Below are 19407 nucleotides of genomic sequence, written 5' to 3'. Positions count from 1 at the left end.
AGTAAAGCAGTAGCCAGGATTTTCAAATGTTGGAGTATCATACTTAAGCAGTCGATGTTAAGTCATTTTAGAGAAGTTTGAAATTGAGACGGTGTTGCTTGTGGGCGATTGCAACGAAACAGGAAGCAGTCGATGCGATCGCGGAATTTCCAGCAATGGTTTCAGCAATTAATAACGTCCAGTGAAACCTCAGCGGTTGCTATAATTCCAAATAATCAAATCAGGATTAAGCGTGTCAGCAGCCAACTCTCAACAACAAACGCCTCTATTAGATGCCTTGCGCGATCGCACAAATCACCCACACGCCCCATTTTATGCCCCCGGACACAAAGGCGGACAAGGAATCTCTCAACCCCTAATTGACTTATTCGGTGCGGCAGTATTTAGATCGGATTTGCCCGAATTGCCGGAATTAGACAATCTCTTTAACCCAGAAGGTGCAATTGCCGAAGCTCAAGACTTAGCCGCCGCAGCATTTGGAGCCCAATCAACTCGCTTTTTGGCCAACGGTTCGACTTGCGGAATTATCGCGGCTATCTTAGCGACTTGCGGCCCAGGAGATAAAATTATCTTGCCTCGAAATATCCACTCATCAGCAATTTCTGGTTTAATTTTATCCGGTGCAATTCCAATTTTTGTCAATCCAGAGTACAACCCGGAATGGGATATTGCCAACAGCATCACCCCTGAAGCCACAGCCGCAGCATTAGAACAACATCCCGACGCCAAAGCAGTAATGATGGTTTACCCAACCTATCACGGCGTCTGCGGAGATTTGCGGGCGATCGCCCAAATTACCCATCAATACAACATACCGTTATTAGTAGACGAAGCCCACGGCGCGCACTTTAACTTTCACCCAAACTTGCCAGAACCAGCACTATCAGCAGGCGCCGATTTAACAGTACAATCCATCCACAAAACCCTGGGTGCAATGACACAAGCATCGATGCTGCACATCAAGGGCGATCGCATAGATCTCCAAAAATTAAATAAAGCATTGCAGTTAGTACAATCTACCAGTCCGAGTTACATACTATTAGCATCCCTAGACGCAGCCCGCCAACAAATCGCACTCCACGGCAAAGAATTAATGGCGCAAACTTTACAACTAGCAGAAAAAGCGCGATCGCGCATCAGTCAAATTCCCGGCTTATCTGTTTTAGAACCGTTAAATACACCTGGTTTTGCAGCATTAGACCGCACCAGGCTAACCCTAAAAGTATCAGATTTAGGAATCACAGGATTTGCAGCAGATGAAATTCTGCACTCTCAACTCGGCGTTACCGCAGAACTTCCCATGCCCCAACATCTAACATTTATTATCAGCTTGGGAAATACAGAATTAGATATTGACAATTTAGTTAAAGCTTGTACTCTTTTAGAAGGAAGAAGGAAGAAGGAAGAAGGAAGTTCGGCAACGGATTCTGTAACGGATGTAACGGATGTAAGGGATGTCAGGAAGAAGGAAGAAGTCCGAAAGAAGAAGTCCGAGAGAAGAAGTCCGATGTCCGATGGAAGATTTGCCCAATCTCCCAATCTCCCACTCTCCCCCTCTCCCCCTCTCGTCTCCCCCCGCGAGGCATTCTTTTTCCCAGCGGAAACAGTACCCGCAGACAAAGCAGTCGATCGACTCAGCGCCGAACTCATCTGTCCCTATCCCCCAGGAATACCAGTCCTGATGCCCGGTGAAATCATTACCCCAGCAGCCGTTGACTACCTGCAACAAATCCTGGGCGCCGGCGGAAAAATTACAGGTTGTAGCGATCGCGGCCTCCAAACTCTCAAGGTTGTGCGACAGTAAATATTAAGGCTTGGGGGAAATGCGGAGAATTTCTACTTCTTCCGCGAGTTCCAACTTCGGTCTTGCTTCAATCAAAAATCAAAAATCAAAAATAGAACTATGCTTTGGCCCTACGTCACTCCAGGCATTCCCGATGACTTATTTGAACGTTTACCGGGAATTCCCATGAGTAAGCGAGAAGTCCGACTGCTGTTAATCTCCCACCTGCGGCTGCAAGCAGATTCAGTCGTGTGGGACATCGGTGCAGGTACTGGTACGATCGCCGTAGAAACAGGTTTGCTGTGTCCCAAAGGTCGGATTATTGCCGTCGAAAGGGACGAAGAAGTAGCAAGCTTGATTCGCAGAAATTGCGATCGATTCGAGCTCAACAACGTAGAAGTCATAGAAGGCAGTGCCCCGGAATGCCTGGAAAACCTGCCCCAACCCCCCCACCGAGTCTGCATCGAAGGAGGTCGCCCCATCAAAGCCATTCTCCAAGAAGTCTGGCGGTACTTGCAACCCCACGGTAGAGTTGTCGCCACAGCCTCGAATTTAGAGAATCTTTACGCCCTTTCCGAAGGGTTCGCCGAGTTGCAAGTCCGCAACATCGAAGTAGTCCAGTCCGCCGTCAACCGCCTGGAGACTCGCGGCCTGAGTCAAACCTTTGCCGCCGTCAATCCCATATTTATTCTCAGCGGCGAAAAGCTGGATTAGAAGGAAAAAGAAGGCATAACAAGAGTTTTGACACGGATACACGAATTAATTATGTAATTCTTAATCTTTTTTAAGTTCACTTAACCTTCATACTTAAGAATAGGGGCGACCATAGCTGGATTGACCGCCTGACTTGAGATTTTGGATCGCCGATTGGGGATGGGGGTTAGCTGTGCAAGTGAGAAACTCGTGCTCTTGAAAAATCCAAAATCCAAAATCTAAAATCGAATGACCCGCCGCCGTCTGCAAGAGAAATTCATTTATGCCTTGGTCTCGTATCCTCAGTGGAATAGTTGCGATCGCCCTTGCTTTGGGAATGATTATTATGGGGGGATGGTACTTCACCCTCGGCTTTGGAGTCATCGTCTACCTAGGTCAATTGGAATATTTTCAATTAGCCAGGGCTAAAGGCATTGCACCCGCTGCCAAAACTACCTTAGCCGTCAGTCAAGGCCTGTTAATTACTGCTGCCCTAGCACCGCAACTCGTAGATGCCATGTTCCCCTTAGCGGGAACCTTAATTTGTTTCTACCTGTTATTCCAACCTAAATTATCGACGATCGCCGATATTGCCTCCTCAGTTTTAGGATTGTTCTACGGCGGTTATTTGCCCAGCTATTGGGTACGGCTGCGAGTCGGCCTCGACCCAGCCAATCTTGCTACAACCCAACTTTCGCAAGCAGTAGCAAGCAATTTGCCGGTTAACATTTACCCGTCCCCGTCTTGGACAACTTCTAGCCATATATCTTTAGGATTGACTTCGCTGCTGCTGGCTTTCTTCTGCATCTGGGCCGCTGACATTGGGGCTTATTTTGTCGGCAAATTCTTCGGTCGCACTAGCCTGTCCCACATCAGCCCCAAAAAAACCGTTGAAGGTGCCGTATTTGGAGTTTGCGGCAGCATCGCCGTGGCAGCGGCTGGGTCTTGGTATTTGCACTGGCCGGGGTGGCCGTATACTGGGGCTGCTTTTGGTCTCTTGATTGGGGTTGCTAGCTTGTTGGGAGATTTAACTGAGTCGATGATGAAGCGAGACGCCGGCGTTAAGGATTCGGGGCAGTTGATCCCCGGTCACGGCGGCATTCTCGATCGCACCGACAGTTATGTTTTTACCGCGCCCCTAGTCTACTATTTTGTCACTTTACTGTTGCCCGCGATCGACTCTTTTTTAATTAATCGGTAATTGGGAATTGGGAATTGGGCATTGGGCATTGGGCATTGAGAATTGGGCATTGGGAATTGGGCATGGGCGTGGGGTATGTATTCCCAGGATCTGCCGAGGAATCAGGTTAAAGTCAACTGTCAACTGTCAACTGTCAACTGTTAACGAACTAAGGCAAAACTGTAATTCCTCCCCGACAAACAATCTCCCCCGGACTCAAAATCAACTCTTCTATCTCAACTTCCGGCCCAAAATCAATTTTAAAACCATTGAAATCACTGCTCTTTAATTCTCCATCCATTTCGATTTCTGGTGATTCAAACATCAATTCGCGACCGCTGGCTATCCGCAAACCCGTCCGCAATACCAAAAGAATTTGCCTACCGCCAGCGCGCAAAATTGTCGCCGAAAGCGTCAACAAACCCGCCTCAATTCTAATCTGCGAATTTTGCAACTTCAGCGACTTTTCCCTATCTGTCAGCGGCAGCATAGGCAGCAAAAATTCGTTCAAAGCATCAGCAAGCAAAGGCGCTTTCAGCGACGCATTCAAATCCGCCTGACTAAGCCTCAAAACGCCTGCCACGGGAACGGATTCCAGGAGGCGCAGGGGTTGGCCTTTGAGAGCTTGACCGAGGTTGATGCGAATGCCACAGCCCTCTATGGCAACTTCAGTTAGGTGTAATCCTTTATACACAGCACCGCGAGCGGCAGCCGTGACTTTGGGGATCGCACCGCCGAAGATTTGTCGATCGCTCCCCTCAATTTTCACCTTCAACTCGTCCACCTGCTGAACTTGCGATCGCAGCCACAACTGCACCGCCGGAGACAGCACTGCGCTTGCGATCCGGCTGCCTTGACTGGGCGAAGGTCTCCCCGGCTCCTCGCCGAGATTAACAGTCTCACCAGAGCCAGCAGCGGCATCTCTATTGTCAAATTGAATAGAGTTTCGATCGACAGTCATAAACAATTTCAGAATATAAACCTTAATATTCAAGCACAGAAATTTAACTAGAACAGGCACATCCGGCCTCAAAAACCCGGTTTATGAACAGATAGACCGCTGTCAACCTCTGATTTTCCTTAGAAACCGGGTTGATGAATACAAGTCCGATCGACTCGAAAATCAAGCAGAAATCTGGCATCAGCAACGCCAGAAGCAGAAAAATTCTTACCTTTCCCCCCTTGGGATCTTTGGATAGTTCACGAGTTGTGCGATCCCGATGAAAAATTCGCGATCGAGCGTATAAATTTAACCAGCAGTACGGGATTTATGGTAGTGTTGGTTTATGGTCGGGTCAGACCCACACCTTTCAAACCAGCCGCAAACCAACGGTGCAAACCTGTGCCTGCAGCGAGTCTTTTCGTCGTAGTTTTTGCACAGCATTCAGGGTAATGCCATCAGGACAATCTGCACCGGGCACAAGGACAATCTGCACTCTTGCCGGGCGTCCTGTAATAATTGGTCAGCATTATAATTTATTCCCAACCAGGAATTGAGCATTGCTAGTACGGTTAATCAATTAACCGTGTCGTGTTTCCTCCCCACCGCTGGCTCGTTGGGGATTTCCACACTCCCGTCATGTCTGATGAAAGGCTGCAAAAAATCCTCGCCCAGTGGGGCATTGCCTCTCGCCGTCTTGCAGAACAGATGATTGTAGCTGGACGAGTCCGAGTTAATGGCAATATTGTTCGCTTAGGAGAAAAAGCGAATCCCGATCGCGATCTCATCCAAGTCGATGGAGTCCCGGTGCAACCAACGGATCGACCCGCAAAGGTCTATCTGTTGCTCAACAAACCGGCAGGCGTAGTTTCTACTTGCAGCGATCCAAGAGCCAGATCGAAAGTTCTCGACTTGCTGCCACCACAACTGCGCTCCGGTCAAGGCATCCACCCCGTAGGACGCTTAGATGCAGATTCCACCGGCGCCCTCTTGCTCACCAATGATGGTAAGCTGACATTTTGTTTGACCCATCCGCGTCACTCGATCGCCAAAACTTATCAGGTTTGGGTACGGGGCGATCCCCCGGAACGCATACTACAAACGTGGCGTCAGGGCATCATCTTGTCCGGCAGAAAAACTTTGCCCGCGAAAGTAAAAGTTATCGATCGCGCGCAAGACCAAACTCTGTTAGAAGTCATTCTATCAGAAGGCAGAAACCGACAGATTCGGCGAACTGCCGAACAGTTGGGATATCCCGTGGTGCGCCTGCACCGCACAGCCATCGGCCCGATTCAATTGCAGCGGCCCGGTTCGCCAATATTGCCACCAGGCTGCTGCCGACCCCTAGAAGATGCGGAAATTATTTATTTATGGAATCTAGTCAACCTAACATCAATAAGCGTGCCAGTAAATTCCCAGGAGCACAGCATATGACAAAGAATTTATTGTTTTTATTCTTCAAAACCACTAAGCAGAAACGGCACTCCCAAGAGCCAGAAACAGCTCAGAAGAAGCTAGCGGAAATTGGAACTCAACTCCGTCAGTACCGCGAACAGCAGTCTATTTGTTTGGACAAAGTAGCCGTGGTAACAATGATTCGGCGGAATCTGCTGCAAGCCATCGAGGACGGTGAACTAGACCAACTTCCGGAACCAGTCTACACTCAGGGTTTGATCAAGCGCTACGCTGAAGCAATGGGTTTGGACGGAACTCAGTTTGCCGACTTTTTCCCGATCGAACCGCCGCCCCGATCGAGAACCAAGCTATCCTGGCAAGATGGGCCTCAGTTGCGGCCGATGCACCTCTACCTCTTTTACACATTTCTAATTATCTGTTCGGTCAATGTCTTATCTCAGTTGATGAGCGGTTCTGTTACCGCAAAAAACGGTGCGGGAGCCGAAGAACTAGCGCTTGGGCAGCAAGAACAAGCTCGTTTAGCTGCTGAGGCATCGAGAGCCTCACAAAATCAGAAACCGGATAGTTACGAGGCTGTCGAAGCAGTAAGAACAGGTCAGCGTTTAGATAAATCTGGCAATAAACCAGTGATGGTTAACGTCACTTTTAAAGCAGAATCGTGGATGCAGGTTGAAGTCGATGGTAAAACAGAGTTTGAGGGAACTTTGCCTTCAGGGACTGTTCGCACCTGGGGGGCTCAAAAGCAATTGGTAGTGGTAGCAGGTAACGCCGGCGGGGTAATGGTTGCCGTTAATAACGGACAAGCCGAACCACTCGGAGATCCTGGAGTCGCCAAAGAAGTTGTTTTTAAAGCAAAGGAACTCAATCCTTCAGCACCGCCCAAGAATGAAGGTTGAGTGTTAATTGGTAATTGTTAATGGGTAATAAATAGGTAATAGCGGGCAGTCCACAGATTTTAATTAGAATGTCGGTCTTTATTGACTTCTTACCCATTACCCCTTACCCATTACCAACTACCCCTTCTCCATTATCAATGTTTATTAGGAGCGCGCCCGGAGATGTAAGTCATAGTTTTGAGCCGATCGCGCACTTCCCAATTCAAAGCTTCTGGTCGATATCGCCACCCCCAATTTCCCTCTGCTTTCCCCGGAAAATTCATCCGCGCGTCTGTACCCAAACCCAACAAATCTTGATACGGAACAATTGCCAAATTAGCAATAGAAATCCAGCCCATGCGGATTAAAGACCAGTGAATTCCTTGGGGATCTATGCAGCCCAAATAACGCAAAACCTCATCTCTTTCGTAGTTTTGCAGTTGATTGAACCAGCCGACAGTCGTGTCGTTGTCGTGGGTACCCGTGTAAACTACGGAGTTGCGCTCGTAGTTGAAAGGCAAAAAAGGATCGCCAGGGCCCGCGCCGAAAGCAAACTGCAAAATCTTCATTCCTGGAAACTCGTATCGATCGCGCAAAGCTTCCACTTCAGGAGTAATTACCCCTAAATCTTCAGCGATAATCGGCAAGTTGCCAAACTTCTCATTAATTAGATCCAACAAAGCTATTCCCGGCGCTTTAATCCACTCTCCCTCGATCGCAGTTTCTTGTCCGCGCTTCACCGCCCAGTAAGCCTCAAATCCTCGAAAGTGGTCGATACGAGTCACGTCTACATAAGCGAAAATCGCTTCAAAACGCTCCACCCACCACTCGAAATTATTTGCTTGCAACTTCTCCCAATTGTATACGGGGTTGCCCCACAATTGACCTGTATTGCTGAAGTAATCTGGGGGAACTCCTGCCATTAAAGCTGCTTCTCCGGTGGCTTCATCCAAGCAGAATGTTTCTGGATGAGACCACACATCCGCGCTGTCGTGAGCTACATAAATCGGAATGTCGCCAATAATTTTAATGTCCCGCAGGTTAGCATAGCGTTTCAACTCCGTCCACTGGCGAAAAAACTCAAACTGAACGTATTTGTAGTAATAAATCTCAGCATTTAGCTGCTGACGCCACTTCTCTACCGACTCTGGTTTTCGACGGGCAATTTCTGTTTCCCAATTGTTCCAGCTAACACCGCCAAAGTGATCTTTTAGTGCCATAAATAAGGCGTAATCTTCCAGCCAATTCTCTTTGCTTTCGCAAAAAGCTGAGAATTCTTTTTGCTGGATAGGAGATGCTTTGGCTTTGAAATTTTCGCAAGCTTTTTTGAGCAAAGGCACTTTCAAGGCGATCGCCCGCTCGAAGTCTACATAATCGAGCGGAAATTCAGGTAAATTAGCGAAGTCTTCATCTGTGAGCAATTGATCGTCCCGCAGCAGTTCTGGGTTGATCAGCAGGGGATTTCCCGCCATTGCTGAATAGCACGAATAAGGAGAATTGCCGTATCCTGTCGGCCCCAGCGGCAATACCTGCCAGTATTGCTGGTCGCTCTCTACTAAAAAGTCAATAAAGCGATATGCTTCTATTCCCATGTCTCCAATGCCAAATCGACTGGGAAAGGATGTGGGATGGAGTAGAATGCCGCTCGATCGGGGAAAAAGCATAATCTATCTAAAGATATAGGAATTTAACATTGACAATTTGACCTATCTTCCCTATCAGTTAAACTTCGTAGTTTTTAGGGCGATTGTTAGGGCAAATACTTTTGTGATTGTCTCATATTTTCTGCGATAACGTGCTTACCCAATATTTTTATGGAACTCTACTCAGAAGTTATGAGTAGAGTTCAAAACATCAAAATCTGGAGTTACACGATCGCCCTGCTTTCACAGCTAGGTTTTTTTACCCAGGCTCGTTTGCTGCAAGAAAATATTTTGCTGGAGCGTAATCAGTTTCTGCTTAATTTTTAAATCTAACTTTTCTTTGGCTTTCGCCCCATCTCTCTGCAGTCGTAAATTGCCCGCCCAAAATCAGCCATCACTTAAGCAGAGCCAATGCACAAATCAGCCGACTGTTTTGTATCTAAAAAAACAGTCGGCTGCGGGATTACCTGAAAAAAGGCTGAGTTTAAGCTTGCTTGTTCAACAATTTCTGCACTTGTTTGAGAGCTATAGCGCCGACGTTGTAGGCAGCCCAGCCGCCCGCCAACAATACGGGCATCAATACTATTAGTATGCGGAAGTCAAAATCCATGAGTTCTCCTCCTAAAGTTTTTTAACAAATTCTCATAATCTATTTGTATCTCATTTTGTCGCCATTCTCCTGACTCTTTAACCAAATATTGTCGCTGAGAAAGTTCCTCTGCTGGCAGCCGAATAGACAGAAGGACATCGCTCCGCAGGAATTGAGATCGAAACTCACTCCTGGGCGGGCGATCGGCATTCGCTGCACCAATTATCCCACAATCTGTTTCGCAATCCCTTCCACAACCTTAGTTAGAGGGTCGTTAGGGAAGTGCAGCGCAAACACTCCCTTGCTGGCGAGCAGCATCATCTTGTCGCTGTGGGGCAGTACCCCTGCCACTGGGATGTTGTAAATACTCTCTACTTGCTGCTTCAAATCCTCGAAATCCAGGGATTCTGGGGCTTTATTGATCGTCATCAAAATCTTGGGAACTTCTAATTTGCGGGCCACATCTACCGTGACAGCCGTTCCCTGAAAATCTTGCTGATCCGGACGCAGAATCAGCAGCAGGATGTCGGAAATGGTGATGCTGAGGAGGGTTTCTTCGTTGAGCCCCGGGTGGGTGTCGATAAATAGGTAGTCTAATTCCAGAAACTCGATCAGTTCTTGAAAGCCGTCGGTAAGCAGTCCGACATCGTAGCCTTCGCGCAAAACTCGCGCTATTTCCCCTGCTTTAATGCTCGAAGGAATCAGGTAGAGGTTGCCGTTACTGGCTAATTTTGGCAGCAGCGAACTCACATTGTAGGCCGTATCCGCGATCGGACACCGGCCCCACAGGTAATCGTTCAGGCAGCGAGCCATGTTGCTCTCGCTGAAACCGAACAGCACGTGAATCCCAGGCGATTGAATGTCGGTGTCCACAATGGCGACCCGATTTCCGCCACGAGCGATAATAGATGCCAAGTTTGCTGTCGTGTTCGATTTGCCAGTTCCGCCCCGGTAAGAGTGGACAGAGATGATTTTGGACATGATCTGCGTATGAGGGTAAGAAACGGCGAGAACCTATTATGATGCAATTCTCTATGCAGTCGAGTTCTCTGTCATTCTTCCTTGCCCCCCAAATCCTCCTTGTCTGCTAAACTATCAATTTTTTCATCTTTTATCCTCTTTTCTGCGCCCCTGCGGTGCCGCATCTGTTTGGCTTTGGCTTGCAAATCGCTGAACTCGTCATGGGGTTTGGTTTCGGCTGAAATAGCACCGCCACCCGCCTCGCACGCACCCGTCGGTGAGCTGCTTTCCGATTCAGTCACAGGGGCGCGCTGCTTCTGCAGTTTGGCTTTTTCCTGCAATTGAGCTAAGTAGTCGTCTGTCTGACTTTCGACCTTGGGAAGGTCTGCGGTACTTGCAGTTATTTCTTGGGGTTCGGAAGGTACTTTTTCAGAGGTGTCTTGTTTGCTAATTCTCAGTTTATCTTTCTTTTGCTGCAATTCTTTAAAGAAATCAGATTCTGTGATTTCTGCGACTTGCTGTTCTTTTTTGGCTTGGTCTATTTCGATTTTGAAGACTTGTTTTACTCGATCGCTAATTGCTTTCCCGTATCCGGCTTTATTAAATCTCTCTGCTGATACAATGCTACCCCCAGTTAAGATTAATGCTAAGGCTGGCGCTGCCACAGGCACCCACCCTCCCAACAGAAAAATCCCAAAGCCGATCGCGCAACACCCGGACAGCAATGCTGCGAATGTCACCGTCAACTTCGCTGGGTGAGCCATCCGCGATGCCAACGTTCCTCCCACAATTGACCATCCCGAAATCCATAGGATTTCGGCCCATTCCGGCCAAAACCATAACATCGGTCTGTTGTCTAAAACTGCACTCAAAATTTGGCTGACTACTTGTGCGTGTGCCACGATCCCCGGCATGAATTGATTGCTTTGCTGTCCCCCACTGTAAGGAGTATAAAAGAAATCTTTAACGGTTTCTGTGGTATAACCGATGAGCACTATTTTATCTTTAACTAAATTTGGGTCAACTTTCCCCTCTAAAACATCCGTAATTCTGACTTGGTTGGCAACTTGCCGCCTGGAACGATAGTTAATTAATATTTGATATCCCCTGACATCGGTATTTGTGTATCCTCCGTCATTGCTTGCTAGTTGTTTTAATTGGGTTTTTCCCAGCCATAAAGATTGATCGGGCGCAAGTTGAGGAGAGATTTTTTGCCCTTGCAGGTAGCGGAGTGCTAGCTGGAGGTTGAAGGAAGCTAAAACTTGAGAGTCGTCATTGCAAAGATGTTTTTGGGCCGAGGAGTTGCCCTTAATTGTGGGGGGTTTCATAAATAATAATGCCCTGCGGAGTATGCCACCCGGATCGACTCCGAAATCTGCAAATCCCACCCGGTTTTGTGGTAGCCCCGGCGCAGGCGGAGAACCGGGATTGTCCGGGCTGCCGTCGGTGACTAAACATACCCCGATAATTCGATCGCTTTTTTGTAAAATTTTGGTTAATTCCTCGCGCCCGTCTCCTAAAGGTACGTCTCGCAGTACATCTAAACCGATGACTGCCGGCTGCATTTTGTCAACTTTTTGTAATGTTTCAGCTATTTTGCGATCGGATATCGGCCACTGTTTCAGTTTCTGAATGTCTGCTTCCGTAATCCCCACAACTAGCAAACGCGAGTCTGGCTGTTCTTCGGGACGCCACCTCACCATTTGGTCGTAAGCGCTTAATTCTAATGGTTCGAGTATTCCTAGTTGTCGGGCTCCCATCAAGGATAATGTTACTGCCGCGCTGGCAATTAATACAGACTTAGCCAATGCTAGTGATGGTTTATACATTTGACTCAATTGAGTCGCTGCCGATCGAATTTTATTAGATATTTTACTCATTATCCCAGCATAAAAGTTTGACTCGTTTCTGGAACAGCAGTTGTTTCACATTTCCCCCCTGCTGGAGACTTCCTCCATCTTAGAACACTCGGAAACTCCGACCGCTTTGTTACAAAAATTTACAGTACGTGGCGAGCAACTGTATCTAATGATACTTGCGGTTTAGGCAACCTGAGTTTTTCGACAGAGAATCCCTTGCCGCTCGAATTAATAAATGTTATTGATGATATGTCAAGGTATAAATTGTGTATCTGCGCCCTCGACTAGCAGCTCAAAAATATTTGTCGCCATCAGCGAATGCCTGTGTTTGGAATTATAGTGAAAGGTACAACAAAATGAAACGTTTTCTACATCGGGCTACACTTGCGGTCGCCGTATCTGCGATCGCAGCTACCGTACCCAGTTCACTTGCACCGATGCGCGCACAATCCCAGCCGCTTCTGCTGAGTCAAAATTTTAATTTCAAACCTCCCGACGTAACAGCCCCCACCAACCGACAAGGAGGGACACATCGCGGCAACAAGCTTTGTCCAGCGGGTTTATCTATTACTCCTTTAGTGCCTCCAACTAATATCGGTTTAACCCTAACAGAGTCTCCCACAATTTTTGTCTATGTTCCTCAAACCTCGGCAAAAATAGAGTTTACTGTCCTCAACGACAAGGAAGAGGAAGTGGTCTACGAAAAAACATTTAAACTGGACAAATCTGGGATTGTTGGAGTTACCATTCCTGCTACGGACAACAACAAATCCCTTGAAGTTGGTAAGCGATACGTGTGGTCATTTTCGCTCGTTTGCGACCCCGAAGACCGATCTGGAGATTTAGTTGTTAAAGGGTTCGTGCAGCGAATTGAACCGCAGGCAACTCTCAAGAGCGATTTGGCAAATCCCGACCCGATGACTAGGCTCAACGTTTATGCTCAAAATGGGATTTGGTACGAAACTCTCGCTACTTTAGCCCAAATGCGGCGTCAGACGCCGGGGGATGTGAAGCTGACAGCCAAGTGGACGCAATTATTGCAGTCCCAAGGACTCGAATCAGTTGCAGCTCAACCACTGGTTGCGCCTCTTTAAATCTCGATATTTCTTGAAGTTTTGTCGGTCTGCCGATGGCGATGTGAAAATTGACCCATTTACTCGATCGCGCCCGGGGCTAAAACTCCGGGTTAACATTAGAGATGCGATCTATAAATATTTCTACAAGTGGGTGGAAAATGAAACGTTTTATACATTTTACTGCACTGGCGATGACTGTATTGGCGATCGCCGTTACTCTCCCCAGTTTGCTTACACCGATGCAGGCTGTGCCTGCACCCATTCTGCTAAGTCAGAATGTTAATTTCACACCCCCAGATGTAACAGCCCCCGACAACCGGCAAGGGGGGACGCATCGAGGCTGTAAGTTACGGGATGGTTTATTCATTACTCCCTTAATACCTGAAAGCAATATTGGTTTAACGCTAACAGAATCGCCAACATTTTTTGTATATGTTTCTCAACCCGCAGCTCAAGTAGAGTTTGTTTTGCTAAACGCAGATGAATCAGAAGTAGTCTACGAAACTACTATCAAAAATGACAAAGCCGGAATTGTGGGAGTTAGCCTTTCTGAGAAAGACCAGACAAAAAATATTGAGGTTGGTAAGCGATATGTGTGGTCGTTTGCACTAGCCTGCGATCCGCTGGAGCGTTCTGGAGATTATATTGTTAAAGGATGGATGCAGCGAATTGAACCCCAGGCAAATCTCAAGAAGGATTTGGCAAATCCCGACCCTATGGCTAAGGTGATTGCTTATGCTAAAAATGGGATTTGGTACGAGACTCTTGCTACTCTAGCCGAAATGCGGCGCCTCGCACCCGATGATTCGCGGCTGACGACCGAATGGACGCAATTGTTGCAGTCCCAAGGACTAGAATCGATTGCCACTCAACCGCTAGTTCAGTCTTTTTAATAACGACTGTTCACCAATCATTGCTGAGTGTTTTCACAGTCAATTTTTCAATTCTTCAATCCAGTAACCGAAAGCAGCCAGGGTACAAGCCCCCGTCTTTATCCTGGCAACATCAAAAAATAGTATCCGATAACCAGTCCCCAGATTCATCAGTGATATCGCTTTGTTCAATTCTCAAATCCTTCAATTCTTCAATCCAAAATCCAAAATCCAAAATCTAAAATCGATTGATGGCTAATAACTTTCCGACAATTCTAGCTCTTGATTTTGACGGTGTGATTTGTGACGGACTAATCGAATATTTCCAAACAGCTTGGCGTACCTACTGTCAAATCTGGAAACCAGTCGAAACAGTACCCGATTCAGATTTAGCTTTGAGTTTTTACCGAGTGCGGCCTGCCATTGAAACTGGTTGGGAAATGCCGCTGCTGATCCGCGCACTACTGACAGGAATTTCCCCAGAGCAAATTTTGCTAGATTGGCCCAATATAGTACCGTATTTGTTGACCGAAAATAATTTAAAAGCGCAGTCTGTCGGTGCTATGTTAGACGGATTGCGCGATAATTGGATTGCTGAGGATTTAGCTGGGTGGCTGTCTTTGCACCGCTTTTATCCAGGGGTTGCCGATCGCTTGCACTCGTTGCAGGATAGTTCGGTGAAAGTGGCGATCGTCACTACGAAGGAAGGTCGTTTTGTGCGGGAACTTTTGCAGCTAGCAGGAGTACAAATGCCGTCTGAGTTAATTTTTGGTAAGGAATACAACAAGCCTAAACACCAAATTTTGCGGGAATTTTTGGCAGCGTCTGGCAAAGACTCGACTATCTGGTTTGTGGAAGATAGGTTAAAAACTTTGCTGTCGGTGAAGCAGCAGCCGGATTTATCTCAGGTGAGGTTATTTTTGGCTGATTGGGGTTACAATACTTCGCCCGAACGGGAATCTGTGGCTCAAAATCCACCAGTTCAATTGCTTTCTCTGTCCCAGTTTGCTGGAGATTTTGCCGATTGGCTGCCGCTCGAATGTTAATTTTAAATTTATTTACACTTGTGTTTTTTTTCGCTTTTCAAAGTCAAAAAACCACAAAATTTTACATCTTTTTTGTTGACTTTTGTGGAGTAGGCATGGTATTTTAATATAATCGGATGGTGGCAAAAATAATATTTTTGCCACCATCCGATTATAAGATAAGTATAACAGAAACTCCTCAAAAAAGCAAGGCTATCGACAAAAAAAATGTTTTTTTTCATAGACTATTGCAGGTAATCTTGACCTCAAAAACCAGGTTATTTTACTATTTATGCGGGCGCACACGAAGTGTTTTAGTCGATCGAACTGCGTGTATGACAAAAACTAAGCTTCGTAACCAAAAAGATGAAAAGTGTTTTGATAATTTCTCAGCTTGAAAGCTTTCTAATATTGAGACTTAAAACCCATGCTCGATTTAACTAAAGCAGCCAAGGCAATGCAGGGAATGAGCCAACATTTGAATGTGGAAGCTCAGGCCGCTCGCCAGCGTTTGGAAGTGGCTCAGAATTTGCTGGTAAAGGCGGCAGGCGAACAGGAAAAATTGGTGGAATTGCAAGAGAATTGGCGCGATCGCACTTTATTCAATGCTGCCACGCCGATCGAGCCATTGTCCGATCGTACCTACATCACCGCACCCCCCGCAGCTCACACAGTCTTTGCCACAGACGGATCGCAAATTTCCCCCAACCATCACGAAATAGCCTACTGCTACCTGCTAAACGTCGGCACAGTCATGCTGCACTACGGACAAAGCCGCCACCCAGTTTTAGACAGCGTACCCGAGGTTTTCTACAAACCCGAAGACTTGTACGGTTCGCGGCAGTGGGGAATTAGAACCGAAGAATGGATGGGATATCGGCGGGCAGTTTCCGAAGCAATTGCCTTAGCAGAAATGGGCTGCAATTGGGCAAAAGTTAACGACAATAAATTGCCCGCGCCAGCTTTAGCAATGGTAGACGGTTCCCTGATTTATTGGTTTTTGGAACAGTTACCCACCGATGCGCGCGATCAAATTTTGCTGCCAATTTTAGAAGCTTGGGACAAGTTGCGTTTAGCAGGAATTCCGCTGTTAGGATACTTAAGCGCTTCTCGCAGCAGCGAAAGTTTATCTTTTTTGCGGTTTGAAGCTTGCACCCACGAAGTACCAGACTGCATGACAAATTGCCCGAACGTCGGATTTGCCGCCACAATGTCTTTCGCCGAAAAAGCACCTTGTCAAGAATTTGAACCTTTGCGGGATGCCATATTGTGGGCAACAATCCTCTCACCGGGACAAAGAAGCCCTTTGTGGAAATCCCAAGCTCGAATTTTAGATTTGTACGGCGTTAATTCCGTCTATTTCTGTTACGTTCACGTGGGGACAGAAATTGCTAGAATAGAAGTGCCGGAATGGGTAGCACAAGATACAGCACAGCTAGATTTAGCATTAGGAATGATGCTGGCTCAAGTACACAAAGGCGGCGGCTATCCGGTGACGCTAGCAGAAGCTCACAATCAAGCGGTAGTCACGGGGGGCGATCGAAGTCGCTTTTTCGCTTTGTTAGAGCAGCAAATGATTAAAGCCGGCTTAAAAAATGTGGGAATTTCTTATAAGGAAACACGGAAACGTGGCAGTATTGCTTAAAGTAATAAGTAGAGTAGTCTTGGACGCAGAAACCAGGTTTTTACGGAAATATTGCATTTAAGCCCTTAATACAGATAAAAAAGCCGGTTTCTTTGGTATTGATGCGTAAGTTATGTATAGTTAAAATAAAGTTAAAAATGTTATATGCCAATAGAACTAATTATCTTAATTGCCTCGTTACTTGTATCTTGGCTGGTGTTTAATTGGGCTTTTAAAGTGTTGAAAGCTAGCATCGGGACAGCGATTGCTTTAGCAGCAATTGTGCTGGCGATGCAGTTATTGTTTGGCATCGGCCCAAATCAGCTTTTCCAACATATAATTCACTTGCCGGAAACCCTGGGTAAAATGATTTCGGGCAAGTGATCCGATTTAAGATTTGAGATTTGAGATTCTTTTAGATACCCGACTTCTTCCAGAAGCCGGGTATCTTAGGATTCCGAGAATTTTCCCTCTTCCGACTTCCATCGGACTGACATCCGTTACATCCGTTACATCCCGTACATTGCTCGTTGCCGAACTTCCTTCTTCCTTCAGATATTAACTTCCCAGCATTTGCAACTTGTACAAACTGGCATACAACCCTTCTTGCTGCAACAATTCTTCGTGGCTGCCAGACTCTACTAACTGCCCGCGTTTGAGCACTAAAATGCGATCGACATTTCGGATAGTCGAGAGCCTGTGGGCAATAATTATCGCCGTTCTGTCCGCCATCAAACGCTCTAAAGCTTCTTGAATTAAAGCTTCCGTCCCCACATCCAAACTAGCAGTTGCCTCGTCTAGAACTAAAATACTGGGATTGCGAATGGCCGCGCGAGCAAACGCTAATAATTGCTTTTGTCCCCCCGAAAGATTGGTTCCCCGTTCCCGCAATTGCGTGTCATAACCTTGAGGCAACTGTTCGATCAACCGGGCAACATTTGTCTTTTCTGCTGCTGCTTGAATTTCCTCAATCGAGTAACTTTCTCCCAGGCTGATATTGCTCTTCACGTCACCAGCAAATAGAAAGCCATCTTGGATAATTACGCCTATGTGCCTCCGTAACTCTGCTTGAGGCAAATCCCGAATATCCACATTATTAACCAGAATCCGTCCTCGGCTAGGTTCGTAAAGGCGGCACAGGAGACGGATAATCGAACTTTTGCCTGCACCGGTAGGGCCAACTAATGCTACTTTTTCGCCGGATTTGATGGTGAAATTGAGGTTTTGCAGGACATATTCGTCTTGTTTGTAAGCAAACCACACGTTGTCAAATTGGATTTCTCCCGATTCAGAATTCTGCGATTTGGCATTTTCTCCCCCCCGAAGCTTGGGGGAGTTGGCGGGGGGTGATGGGGGATTGTTAGGCAATAAACGATATTCTGAACTTGCTGGACTTTGATGATTATCTGCCATTTCTCGATCGAACGGAGACAAATTATAAGCAGTTGCCTCTGGATGTCCAGTTATCAACAACGGTGAATAACTTGCCCTTCTTCCTTCTTCCCTCTTTCCTCTTCCTTCTTCCTTCTTCCCTCTTTCCTCTTCCTTCTTGCCGCTAGTTGGATCTTTAATTTCGATCGGTTCGTTGAGAATATCGCTAATCCGTTCGACAGCGGTAAATCCTGCTTGAATTGCAGTGAATTTCTCAGCAAATTGCCGCAGCGGATCGAATAGACGCTGAGCAAATAAAATGAATGCCGAGAGAGTACCGAAGTTGAGATTACCGGCTAAAACCCTTTGACCCCCCATCCACAAAACGGCTGCGATCGCTACTAAAGCAATCCATTCTAATGTCGCAGATACGGCTGAGTCGTAAAATATAGTTTTGTCAACTGCTTTAATGTAGCGTTTATTGGTGACGCGAAACAATTCTGAGTTGAATCTTTCGCGGCGGAATAGCTGCACTACACCAATACCAGTCAAGTTTTCTTGCAGTTGGGCGTTGAGATCGGAAAGTTCTTCTCTGGTATTGTAATTTGCTATGCGATATTGGTACTGGAAATAAATTATGACTGCCGTAATTGGTATCATCATCAGCACCAACATTAAAGCTAGTTGCCACTGCATGGTAAACATGAAAATGGCAATTACTAAAATGGAAAATAAATCGCTGACAATGCCGATCGCCCCAGAAGAGAAAACCTCTCCCAAAGCTTCTACATCGCTGGTGAGGCGAGTCATCAATTTACCGACAGGAGTGCGATCGAAAAATCTCACTGCTAGCGATGTGACGTGGGCGAACAAATCATTTCTAATATCTGTAGTAATTATTTGCCCTACTTTCGTGACTAAATAGCCTTGAACTGATTGCAGTGCTAATCTAAGTGTTATAGTTAGCATCAGCAAAATAGCCAAAATATTCAACGCAGCAGATAGAGACAATCCCCGCAAGAATTCGTAGGTAGGTTCCGAGCGAATTACCGAAATTGCCTGTCCGATGAGAATCGGTTGAATTGCTCCTGAGACTGCTAGCGGTACTAATAGTGCGATCGAAATAATCAGCAAGCGTTTGCTGCGGGTTGCGTAAGATGCCAACCTCAGAAATAACCGCCAGTCTGTTTCCTGGCCGGATTTGTTTTTGGTTTCTGCTACTGGTGAGGAAATTGTCATCCGATTTTAGATTTTAGATTTTAGATTTTAGATTGCAAAAGCTATTATGCTGCTAAATTCGGCGGCTTTTGCTGAGGATATCGAGCTTTTTTTTCGCTGCGTGGCTTGTAGGGCGGGCTGGCGAGATCGGTTCGCTCAGCTTTGAGCACAAAAGCTGTACAATATATCCAACTAGCAATTGTAGCAAATAGAGTCAGTTAAATTAGGAAATATTCTACAGATCCAGCAAATTCTGGCTCCCGACAGCACTCAGTCGCCCATA

The 19407-nt window shown here is 46.6% G+C and carries 17 protein-coding genes; 11 read left to right on the top strand and 6 right to left on the bottom strand.

Annotated features, from left to right (window positions below):
* Positions 1-232: 232 nt before the first annotated feature.
* The 3 genes from QUA33_RS00190 to QUA33_RS00180 all read left to right on the top strand — a co-directional run bounded on the left by QUA33_RS00190 (position 233) and on the right by QUA33_RS00180 (position 3677).
* Positions 233-1804 carry an aminotransferase class I/II-fold pyridoxal phosphate-dependent enzyme gene (locus QUA33_RS00190; protein WP_333145504.1) on the top strand — a complete coding sequence of 524 codons (1572 nt, stop codon included), beginning with the start codon at positions 233-235 and terminating at the stop codon, positions 1802-1804.
* Between the two features lie 99 nt (positions 1805-1903).
* On the top strand, positions 1904-2497 hold the full coding sequence (cbiT, locus tag QUA33_RS00185) for a precorrin-6Y C5,15-methyltransferase subunit CbiT (RefSeq protein ID WP_172184729.1): 594 nt from the start codon (positions 1904-1906) through the stop codon (positions 2495-2497).
* A gap of 262 nt (positions 2498-2759) precedes the next feature.
* Positions 2760-3677, top strand: coding sequence for a phosphatidate cytidylyltransferase (locus QUA33_RS00180; protein ID WP_333145502.1), 918 nt, complete (start codon positions 2760-2762; stop codon positions 3675-3677).
* Positions 3678-3825: 148 nt separating this feature from the next.
* On the opposite strand, the gene QUA33_RS00175 is transcribed toward QUA33_RS00180, so the two are convergent.
* On the bottom strand, positions 3826-4617 hold the full coding sequence (locus QUA33_RS00175; protein WP_333145500.1) for a DUF2993 domain-containing protein: 792 nt from the start codon (positions 4615-4617) through the stop codon (positions 3826-3828).
* A 618-nt stretch (positions 4618-5235) separates the two neighbouring features.
* On the opposite strand from QUA33_RS00175, the gene QUA33_RS00170 reads away from it, so the two are divergent.
* Positions 5236-6030: a pseudouridine synthase gene (locus QUA33_RS00170; protein ID WP_333100021.1), complete on the top strand. Its 795-nt coding sequence runs from the start codon at positions 5236-5238 to the stop codon at positions 6028-6030.
* Positions 6027-6908, top strand: coding sequence for a RodZ domain-containing protein (locus QUA33_RS00165; protein ID WP_333145498.1), 882 nt, complete (start codon positions 6027-6029; stop codon positions 6906-6908). The genes QUA33_RS00170 and QUA33_RS00165 overlap by 4 nt, the downstream gene beginning before the upstream one ends.
* Positions 6909-7042: 134 nt before the next feature.
* Here QUA33_RS00165 and malQ read toward each other — a convergent pair whose 3' ends face one another.
* Complete coding sequence (gene malQ, locus QUA33_RS00160; protein WP_333145496.1) at positions 7043-8551, bottom strand: 4-alpha-glucanotransferase; 1509 nt, start codon at positions 8549-8551, stop codon at positions 7043-7045.
* A gap of 171 nt (positions 8552-8722) precedes the next feature.
* On the opposite strand from malQ, the gene QUA33_RS00155 reads away from it, so the two are divergent.
* Positions 8723-8857, top strand: coding sequence for a hypothetical protein (locus QUA33_RS00155; RefSeq protein ID WP_333145494.1), 135 nt, complete (start codon positions 8723-8725; stop codon positions 8855-8857).
* A 157-nt stretch (positions 8858-9014) separates the two neighbouring features.
* Here QUA33_RS00155 and QUA33_RS00150 read toward each other — a convergent pair whose 3' ends face one another.
* The 3 genes from QUA33_RS00150 to QUA33_RS00140 all read right to left on the bottom strand — a co-directional run bounded on the left by QUA33_RS00150 (position 9015) and on the right by QUA33_RS00140 (position 11959).
* Positions 9015-9140: a photosystem II protein Y gene (locus QUA33_RS00150; RefSeq protein ID WP_333053037.1), complete on the bottom strand. Its 126-nt coding sequence runs from the start codon at positions 9138-9140 to the stop codon at positions 9015-9017.
* 201 nt (positions 9141-9341) lie between these two features.
* On the bottom strand, positions 9342-10100 hold the full coding sequence (locus QUA33_RS00145) for a MinD/ParA family protein (protein WP_333099982.1): 759 nt from the start codon (positions 10098-10100) through the stop codon (positions 9342-9344).
* 71 nt (positions 10101-10171) lie between these two features.
* A complete protein-coding gene (locus QUA33_RS00140) occupies positions 10172-11959 on the bottom strand; it encodes a CHASE2 domain-containing protein (protein ID WP_333145491.1) in 1788 nt (595 codons plus the stop codon).
* A 335-nt stretch (positions 11960-12294) separates the two neighbouring features.
* On the opposite strand from QUA33_RS00140, the gene QUA33_RS00135 reads away from it, so the two are divergent.
* The 5 genes from QUA33_RS00135 to QUA33_RS00115 all read left to right on the top strand — a co-directional run bounded on the left by QUA33_RS00135 (position 12295) and on the right by QUA33_RS00115 (position 16919).
* A complete protein-coding gene (locus QUA33_RS00135) occupies positions 12295-13032 on the top strand; it encodes a DUF928 domain-containing protein (protein ID WP_333076689.1) in 738 nt (245 codons plus the stop codon).
* A 140-nt stretch (positions 13033-13172) separates the two neighbouring features.
* Entirely contained in the window at positions 13173-13907 is a 735-nt protein-coding gene (locus QUA33_RS00130) for a DUF928 domain-containing protein (RefSeq protein ID WP_333099987.1), read from the top strand.
* Positions 13908-14137: 230 nt separating this feature from the next.
* A complete protein-coding gene (locus QUA33_RS00125) occupies positions 14138-14932 on the top strand; it encodes an HAD family hydrolase (protein ID WP_333145489.1) in 795 nt (264 codons plus the stop codon).
* Between the two features lie 406 nt (positions 14933-15338).
* A complete protein-coding gene (locus tag QUA33_RS00120) occupies positions 15339-16556 on the top strand; it encodes a DNA double-strand break repair nuclease NurA (RefSeq protein ID WP_333145487.1) in 1218 nt (405 codons plus the stop codon).
* Between the two features lie 144 nt (positions 16557-16700).
* The gene (locus tag QUA33_RS00115) at positions 16701-16919 is read left to right on the top strand and encodes a hypothetical protein (protein ID WP_172184703.1); all 219 of its coding nucleotides are present in this window, start codon (positions 16701-16703) and stop codon (positions 16917-16919) included.
* A gap of 174 nt (positions 16920-17093) precedes the next feature.
* Here the strand turns inward: QUA33_RS00115 and QUA33_RS00110 are convergent, their stop codons facing one another.
* Positions 17094-19145, bottom strand: coding sequence for an ABC transporter ATP-binding protein (locus QUA33_RS00110; protein ID WP_333145485.1), 2052 nt, complete (start codon positions 19143-19145; stop codon positions 17094-17096).
* Between the last annotated feature and the right edge of the window lie 262 nt (positions 19146-19407).

This window comes from Microcoleus sp. Pol14D4, assembly GCF_036701245.1.
In the GTDB taxonomy this organism is placed as follows: domain Bacteria; phylum Cyanobacteriota; class Cyanobacteriia; order Cyanobacteriales; family Microcoleaceae; genus Microcoleus.
The sequence above is the reverse complement of the archived record's forward strand: the minus strand, read 5'-3'. Positions and strand labels throughout refer to the sequence as shown.